This window comes from Blastococcus sp. CT_GayMR20, from assembly GCF_004570345.1.
In genome coordinates this window covers 1-6,615 of record NZ_SPQM01000206.1, presented here as the reverse complement: position 1 = coordinate 6,615, position 6,615 = coordinate 1, and the positions used below count along the sequence as shown (strand labels likewise).

At 73.4% G+C, this 6,615-nt stretch carries 7 protein-coding genes; 2 read left to right on the top strand and 5 right to left on the bottom strand.

Annotation, left to right across the window (positions count from 1 at the left end):
* Both E4P40_RS25455 and E4P40_RS25450 read right to left on the bottom strand, forming a co-directional pair.
* On the bottom strand, positions 1–545 hold a 545-nt coding region (locus tag E4P40_RS25455; protein WP_245160579.1), incomplete at its 3' end, for a carbohydrate kinase family protein.
* Between the two features lie 23 nt (positions 546–568).
* Positions 569–1,504 carry a pseudouridine-5'-phosphate glycosidase gene (locus tag E4P40_RS25450; RefSeq protein ID WP_135161118.1) on the bottom strand — a complete coding sequence of 312 codons (936 nt, stop codon included), beginning with the start codon at positions 1,502–1,504 and terminating at the stop codon, positions 569–571.
* A 47-nt stretch (positions 1,505–1,551) separates the two neighbouring features.
* Here E4P40_RS25450 and E4P40_RS25445 point away from each other — a divergent pair, with 47 nt between their 5' ends.
* Positions 1,552–1,779 carry a DUF3039 domain-containing protein gene (locus E4P40_RS25445; protein ID WP_135161117.1) on the top strand — a complete coding sequence of 76 codons (228 nt, stop codon included), beginning with the start codon at positions 1,552–1,554 and terminating at the stop codon, positions 1,777–1,779.
* Between the two features lie 79 nt (positions 1,780–1,858).
* On the opposite strand, the gene E4P40_RS25440 is transcribed toward E4P40_RS25445, so the two are convergent.
* From E4P40_RS25440 to E4P40_RS25430, 3 genes are all read right to left on the bottom strand, one after another.
* A complete protein-coding gene (locus tag E4P40_RS25440) occupies positions 1,859–2,941 on the bottom strand; it encodes a YihY/virulence factor BrkB family protein (protein WP_135161116.1) in 1,083 nt (360 codons plus the stop codon).
* An 82-nt stretch (positions 2,942–3,023) separates the two neighbouring features.
* Positions 3,024–5,171, bottom strand: coding sequence for a VanW family protein (locus E4P40_RS25435; protein WP_135161115.1), 2,148 nt, complete (start codon positions 5,169–5,171; stop codon positions 3,024–3,026).
* 142 nt (positions 5,172–5,313) lie between these two features.
* The gene (locus tag E4P40_RS25430; RefSeq protein ID WP_135161114.1) at positions 5,314–5,538 is read right to left on the bottom strand and encodes a hypothetical protein; all 225 of its coding nucleotides are present in this window, start codon (positions 5,536–5,538) and stop codon (positions 5,314–5,316) included.
* Between the two features lie 467 nt (positions 5,539–6,005).
* Between E4P40_RS25430 and E4P40_RS25425 the strand changes: the two genes are divergently transcribed.
* Positions 6,006–6,539, top strand: a complete 534-nt coding sequence (locus tag E4P40_RS25425; protein WP_135161113.1) for a hypothetical protein — start codon at positions 6,006–6,008, stop codon at positions 6,537–6,539.
* Positions 6,540–6,615 lie beyond the last annotated feature (76 nt).

Here is a 6,615-nt window from a genome sequence, read left to right as displayed (position 1 = left end):
AGCAGCAGGGTCGCCGCCGCCGTGTCGGCGAGCCAGCGGTCCACGCCGTAGGCCGCCAGGGGCGTGGTCGACGCGGGGTCGACCGACACCGTGCACCCCGCCGCGACGGCAGCGTCCAGGGCGGCGAGCCCCCCGGTGCGCGGGCCGGGGTCGAGCAACGTGTAGCCGGAGAGGTGCAGGTGGCCGCCGGGCGGGGGAGCGGGCACGTCCTCGGTCCGCAGTGCCAGGTTCGCCCCGCGGTCGGCGAGCATGCTGCGCTGCCCGTCCGGTTCCACGAGGCTGACGATCGTGCCGGTGGCGGCACCCGGCACGGTCCGCAGCGCGAGCCGCACGCCCGCCGCGGCCAGCTCCGCGGTGAGTCCGGCTCCCGCGGCGTCGTCGCCGATGCACCCCGCCAGGACCACGGGGACGCCGAGTTGCGCCAGGTGGACGGCGACGTTGGCGCCCGCCCCGCCGCCACGGCTGCGGATGGCCGCCGGCCGGTCCGATCCGGGCGCCGGCGCCCCGGAGAGGACGGCGACGACGTCGGTGGCGACGTCGCCCACCACGACGACCCGCGCGGCGCTGGTCAGCGGGGCACCCCCGCCAGCGCGGCGGCGATCCGGCCCGCGAGCTCCGCGTTGCGCAGTACCAACCGCACGTTGACCGCCAGCGTCGCGCCCTCGCTGGCGCGGTGCAGGTGGTCCAGCACGAACGGCGTGACGTCCTTGCCGCGCACCCCCGCCTCCTCGGCGGCGGCCAGGGCGCCCGCGATCACCCGGTCGTGCAGTGCCGGGTCGAGCTGTTGGTCCTGGGGCAGCGGGTTGGCCACGATCACCGCGCCCGACGCGAGCTGCCGTCGCGCCGCGAAGACCGCCGCGGCCTGCTCCGGATCGGCCACGGACCAGTCCAGCCTCGCGCCGGAGTCCGCGACGTAGAAGCCGGGGAAGGTCGTCGTCCGGTAGCCGACGACGGTGACCGACAGCGACTCGAGCCGTTCCAGCGTGGCCGGGACGTCGAGGATCGACTTGACCCCGGCGCAGACGACGACGAGCGAGGTGCGCGACAGTGCGGTCAGGTCGGCCGACTCGTCGAAGGTGCCCACGGCCTGCCGATGGACGCCGCCCAGCCCGCCGGTGGCGAAGACACCGATCCCGGCCGCCGCGGCGAGCAGGGCGGTGCTGGAGACCGTCGTGGCGCCGCTGAGGCCCAGGGCGGCGGCCACGGGTAGGTCGCGAACCCCGAGCTTGGCCAGGTCCGGGTCGGCGCAGACCCGGTCGACCTCCACAGGCGTCAGCCCGACGTGCGGGACGCCGTCCAGGACGGCGATGGTGGCCGGCACCGCTCCGCCGGCGCGGACGGCGGCCTCCACGTCGTCCGCGGCAGCCCGGTTGTCCGGTCGCGGGAGCCCGTGGGCGAGCAGCGTGCTCTCGAGGGCGACGACGGGGCGGCCGGAGCCCAGGGCGTCGGCGACCTCGGGGGAGAGGACGCTCCGGGCGGGAAGGTCGGAGGACGGGGGATGCACCCTGTCATCATGGAGGGCGAATCCTTACCGGCGAGCAGGGAGTGCCCGTGAGCAGCAGCGACATCCTCGAGCGGCCGGACGTCCGCGACGCCGACACCGGCAACGCCAACGAGGTCTTCCACTACGTCCGCAAGAACAAGATCGCCGAGAGTGCCGTCATGGGCACGATGGTCGAGGCCCTGTGCGGCGAGGTCTTCCCCGTGACCAAGAGCCCCAAGCCGGGCAGCCCGGTGTGCCCGGCGTGCAAGGAGATCTACGAGACGCTCAAGAAATGAAGGGTCCCGTCCTCCTCATCCCTCGCACGCTCGGGACGAGCCTCTGGACGGGACCCACGGCGGGACCCTGCAGCGGGGCCTACAACAGACCCAGGCGGCGGGCCTCCTCGGCCAGCTTCGCCGCCCGCCGCTCGCGGCGCCGCCGGTCGTGGCGCCGCAGTGGGGCGGGCCAGCGGGCCTGGATCGTGGCGTTGAGCTCCGCGCCCAGGAGCACCGCCATCCCGAAGAAGAAGCAGAACAGCAGGGCCCCGATGGGAGCGGCCAGCGCGCCGTAGGGCAGCGCCGTGATCAGGATGTCGGCGACGTAGGCGCGCAGGAGCAGCGCCGCGACGAGGAAGAACCCGACGGCGAGCACCGTGCCGGGCAGGTGGCGCCGCCACGGCAGCCGGTTGGGCAGCACCACGTGGTAGAAGCTCGTGAGGGCCAGGACCAGTCCGATGAGCACCACCGGCCAGTAGACGGCGTTGACCAGGACCATGCCGGTGTCGCGCCAGTCAGCCGGCAGGAGGTTGACCAGCACCTCGCGGCCCAGGACCAGGAGCGGCAGGGTCAGCACGGCCATGAACATGCCGACGATGAACAGCCACAGCGCCTTCAGCCGCGTCCGGATAGGCCCGCGGACGTCGCGCTGGTCGTAGGCGATGACGATCGTGTTCATGAACGTCGCGGTGGCCGAGGAGCCGGCCCACAGGGCGAGCAGGAAGCCGAGGCTCACGACGTCGAGGCGGCCCGAGCCCAGGATGTCCGAGAGGGTGGGCGCGACGAGGTCGTCGACGACGTCGGACGTGAGTACCCGGGCCGACGCGCTCAGCAGCTGGTCCTCGATCTGGCGGACCGCATCGGCGCCGATCAGCGACCCCAGGTAGCCGAGCGAGCCCAGCAGCCCGATCAACAGCGGCGGGATGGACAGGATCTGCCAGAAGGCCGCCTCGGCGGAGAGCCCGAGGATCCGGTCCTGCCACGCCTTCGCCAGCGTGCGACCGAGCACCTGCAAGGGCACCCGCACGACCGCGGGCCAGTGCGCCAGCCGGCCCGTGCCCTGGTGGTCGTCGGCGTCGTCGTCCGGGAGCGGTGGTGCCGCCGGGCCGGCGTCGGCGACCGCCGCCTCTGCCGCGTGGTCGCCGGCGCGCGCCGGCGACCCACTGGGCAGGACGGTGCTCACCCGCTCAGTGTGCACGCCGCACACCCGCCGGAGTCCCGGCCTGGGCCGGGACCCGCGGAGGCGCCCCCGGTCGGGTGACCGGTCAGCCGCCCGGCGTGGTCCCCTCGGGTGCCGGTGCCGGGGTGGGAGCGATGCAGCGGATCACCGGCTCGGCGGCGTAGCGGGTCTGGAAGTCCTCCCGCCTCACCTCCGCGCCCGTGGCCAGGTCGCGGAACACGCGGGTGACGGTGATGTCGAACCCGGTGGAGCCGGCCTGCGGCTTGCACGTGCCGTCGTCCGGCTTCTCCTGGACGACGGGCGACCGCTGGTTGTAGCGGTCGCTGCTGACCGACTGGATCTCGTAGCGCTTGGTCCCGTAGAAGGTGACCGTGATCGTCCCCGGCGTCCAGGCGGTGTCGATGTAGACGCCGGTGTCGCTGTCGTTGCGCCACTGCAGGTCGATCGAGTCGTAGTAGACCGTCGCCTCGCGGCCCGCGGGGTAGCGGCTGATGTAGTAGCTGTGCGGCTTGTGGAAGACGTCCTCGAGCCCCGAGAAGAACACCGCGTTGAACATCGTGGTGGCGAACTGGCTGATGCCGCCCCCGACCGCGGTGGTGAACTGGCCGTTGTTGATGACGCCCGCCTCGACGTAGCCCTGCGCCAGGCCGCGCGGGCCGGTGAAGCCGTTCAGGCTGAAGGTCTCGCCGGGCAGCACGAGCGCACCGTCGACCTCGGCCGCCACGACGCGGATGTTCTCGCCGCTGGATGCGTTGCCGATGTTGGTCGTGAAGCTGCCGATCTCCTCCTTGATGCCGAGGGCCTGGGCCTCCTCGGTGGTGAAGTCGGCCGGCACCGGCCCCAGCTGGGCGGTGACGGTGCGCGGGGCGTCCTGGGTGAGGACGGGCAGCAGCTGCTCGGCCAGCGTCGCGGGCGCGACGCCCGTGCCGTCGACCGAGGGGACCACCGTGACAGCTCCGCCGGACACCTCGAACTCGGCGTCCTCGGCGCCGCTGCCGAAGACCGCCAGCTCGTCACCGAGGGCCGTCTCGAGGGCGACCGGGTCGATGCCGACGGCGAGCGTGCCGTCGTCCTCGGGGGTGAAGGTGAGCGAGGCCGCGATCGCCTCCACCGACACCTCGGCGGTCTCGTCGTTGTCCTGGACTGCGACGGTGACCGGCGCGGAGAGCGCGGGGGTGACGGTCTCCTCCAGCACCCGCTCCGCCTCGGCCGCGTCGACCTCGACGGGCGTGACGTCGACCGGCAGGTCGATCGGCGTTGCCGGGTCGGCGCCGGCCCGCAGCGCGTCGAAGACGGCCTCGGCGGCGCCGTCGCGGTCCAGTGCGCGTCCGTCGGCCGGCTCGCTGACCGACGGGGTGGTCCCCTCCATCACGATCGTCGCGTCCACCGGCGCGCGGTCGACCTGCTCGGCCAGCGCGTCGATCTGGGCGGCGAGCGCCGTCTCCTCACCGGTGAAGGTGGGTTCGACCTCGCGCTCGCCGAAGAAGCTCGTGAGCCGGGTCCAGGGGTTGAGCGGCTGGTCGTCGGCGGAGTCGATCGTGGCGTCCACGTCGAGGGTGATCCCGGCTGTGGCGGGCGAGAAGGGAGCCGTCACGTCGTCGGCGCGCACCTGGTGCTCGGCGTCGACGCGCGGGGCCAGCTCGCGCTCCAGCGTGGTCGCGGCGGCGGCGGGGGAGAGCCCGCCGATGTCGACGCCGGCCACGATCGTCGCACGCGGGATGTCGCCGGAGGAGATCGCCAGGTCGGCGCCGTACGCGGCGGCCAGGAGGGCGACCGCACCGGCGGGCACCAGGACGGCGCGCCGCCGCCACCACGGGCCGCGGGAGCCGCCCGCGGGCGGCTCGTCGTCCGGCGGGGGGCCGACGGGGGTGTCCGTGCCGTCGCCGTCGTACTCCGTGATCGGGACGGCGCCGGTGTCGGTGTCGGTGTCGGTGTCGGTGCCCGCGGCGGGGGGCGCGGGCGGCCCGGACAGGTCGAACGCCTGGGTGCTGTCGTCGTCGGCAGGCACCGGCGCCGGTGCCGGTGCGGGCGGAGCCTGGGCCGGCGCGGCGGACGCGGGGTCCGCAGGGCCGCCGGGCGCGCCGAGCAGCCAGTCGCGGGTGACCGGGCGCGTGTCGTCGACCTCGTCGGTGTCCGGCCACGGGGCAGCGGGCGAGGGGCGGGCGGAGTCGACGTCGGGACCGTCGGGGCGCATGCGCACGGTCTCGTCGTGCACGGGGGGCTGCTGGGGCATGAGGGAGTCCTCCGGTATCCGTGGACCGGTGGCCCCCGAGAACGACGGAGCCGCCGGCCCTCGGTCCGCACGGGGCGGAACGGAGGACGCGGCGGCGTCGTCAGGTGAAGCGGTCATCGCGGGCGCGACGATATCGCCTTCCTCACGCAGTCACGTGCTGCTCGCCGTCTGTGTCGATGATGTCGACCGCGATATCGCGCAGCTTGCTCTCGTACTCACGGGCGTGGTGCCCGCAGAAAACGAGATCGCTGCCGCTCGCGAGAACGACGCGCACCTTGGCCAGGGCCCCACAGCGGTCACAGTGGAACGGAACGACGAGGTCATCGGTGGGCGGGGTCGTCGTCAGCGTCTGGGTCATCTGGCTCATCACTCGCTCTCTACCGCACGGACCAGCGATTGCTGATCGGCCTCCTGCACAGCGCCAGGATGGCCCCTCGTGTTCCCGTTCCGGTGGCCTGTGACCACGGACTCGCCGAAAGAGATGAGTCCGTGACCGTTGGGACACGTGGGTGGAACAGGTCCAGCAGGGGACGTCACTGGAGTGGAACGGATGGTGCTCGTGCTGGTTGTCGTGTGCCGACCGGCTGGATGCCGGCCGACCGTGGGTCCTCTGCTGTCTTGACCAGTCCCACGCTACGCCGTCTACCCGACAGGTGTCGGCGCACACCGATCGTCACCCGATCGACACCTTCCCGTCCCTCCGAGGGGGGAGGCAGGGCGGCCACCGGGTCCCGCAGGCCTCATCGAAGTCTCATCCGACGGTCATCGGGGCGGTCGGCGGCGCTCCTAGCGTCGACGTCGACCCAGGAGCACGGACAAGGGAAGGGCAGTCCGATGAGGATGAAGGCGATAGCGATCACGTCCGGGGCGGTGCTGGCCGCCGCGCTGGTGCCCGGTACCGCGTCCGCGGACCCCGACCACGGGGGCACGGCGCCGGCACCGGCGGAGCCACCCGCCGCCTCTGACGTGACCTCCGAGCTGCTCGCCCGGGGGTCGCTGGGCGAGTTCCGGGTCCGGGACCGAGGGGCCGGTCTCCGGCTGAGCGCGGACGAGCCGACCGACCTCGCCCTGGTGAGCGCCACACTGGCGAAGCGCGGAGAGACCGGTTGGCACGAGCACGCGGCATGGTCCCTGGTGGTGGTCGAGTCCGGCACGATGACACTGGTGCAGCCTCGACAGGGGGGTCGCGGCGGCTGCCGCGAGGACACCTACTCCACGGGGATGGCGTTCGCCCACCCGTCCGGTGTGCACAACCTCGTCAACGGGAGCGACACGGAGGAGGTGAAGTTCTTCGTGACCTACTTCCTGCCCGAGGCCGACGTCCCCACACCGGTTGCTGCGGCGACCCCGTGGGGCTGCGAACCCTGACGACACAGCGGCCGGCGCCCCCGAGGGGACGCCGGCCGTAGTGGTCTCTCGCCGAGAGGGTCCGGTCTAGTCCAGG

Excerpts from the sequence above, each read along its gene's own strand:
- E4P40_RS25435 (WP_135161115.1), bottom strand. The coding sequence starts at position 5,171 with ATGCCCCAGCAGCCCCCCGTGCACGACGAGACCGTGCGCATGCGCCCC.
- E4P40_RS25430 (WP_135161114.1), bottom strand. The coding sequence starts at position 5,538 with ATGAGCCAGATGACCCAGACGCTGACGACGACCCCGCCCACCGATGAC.
- E4P40_RS25425 (WP_135161113.1), top strand. The coding sequence starts at position 6,006 with ATGAGGATGAAGGCGATAGCGATCACGTCCGGGGCGGTGCTGGCCGCC.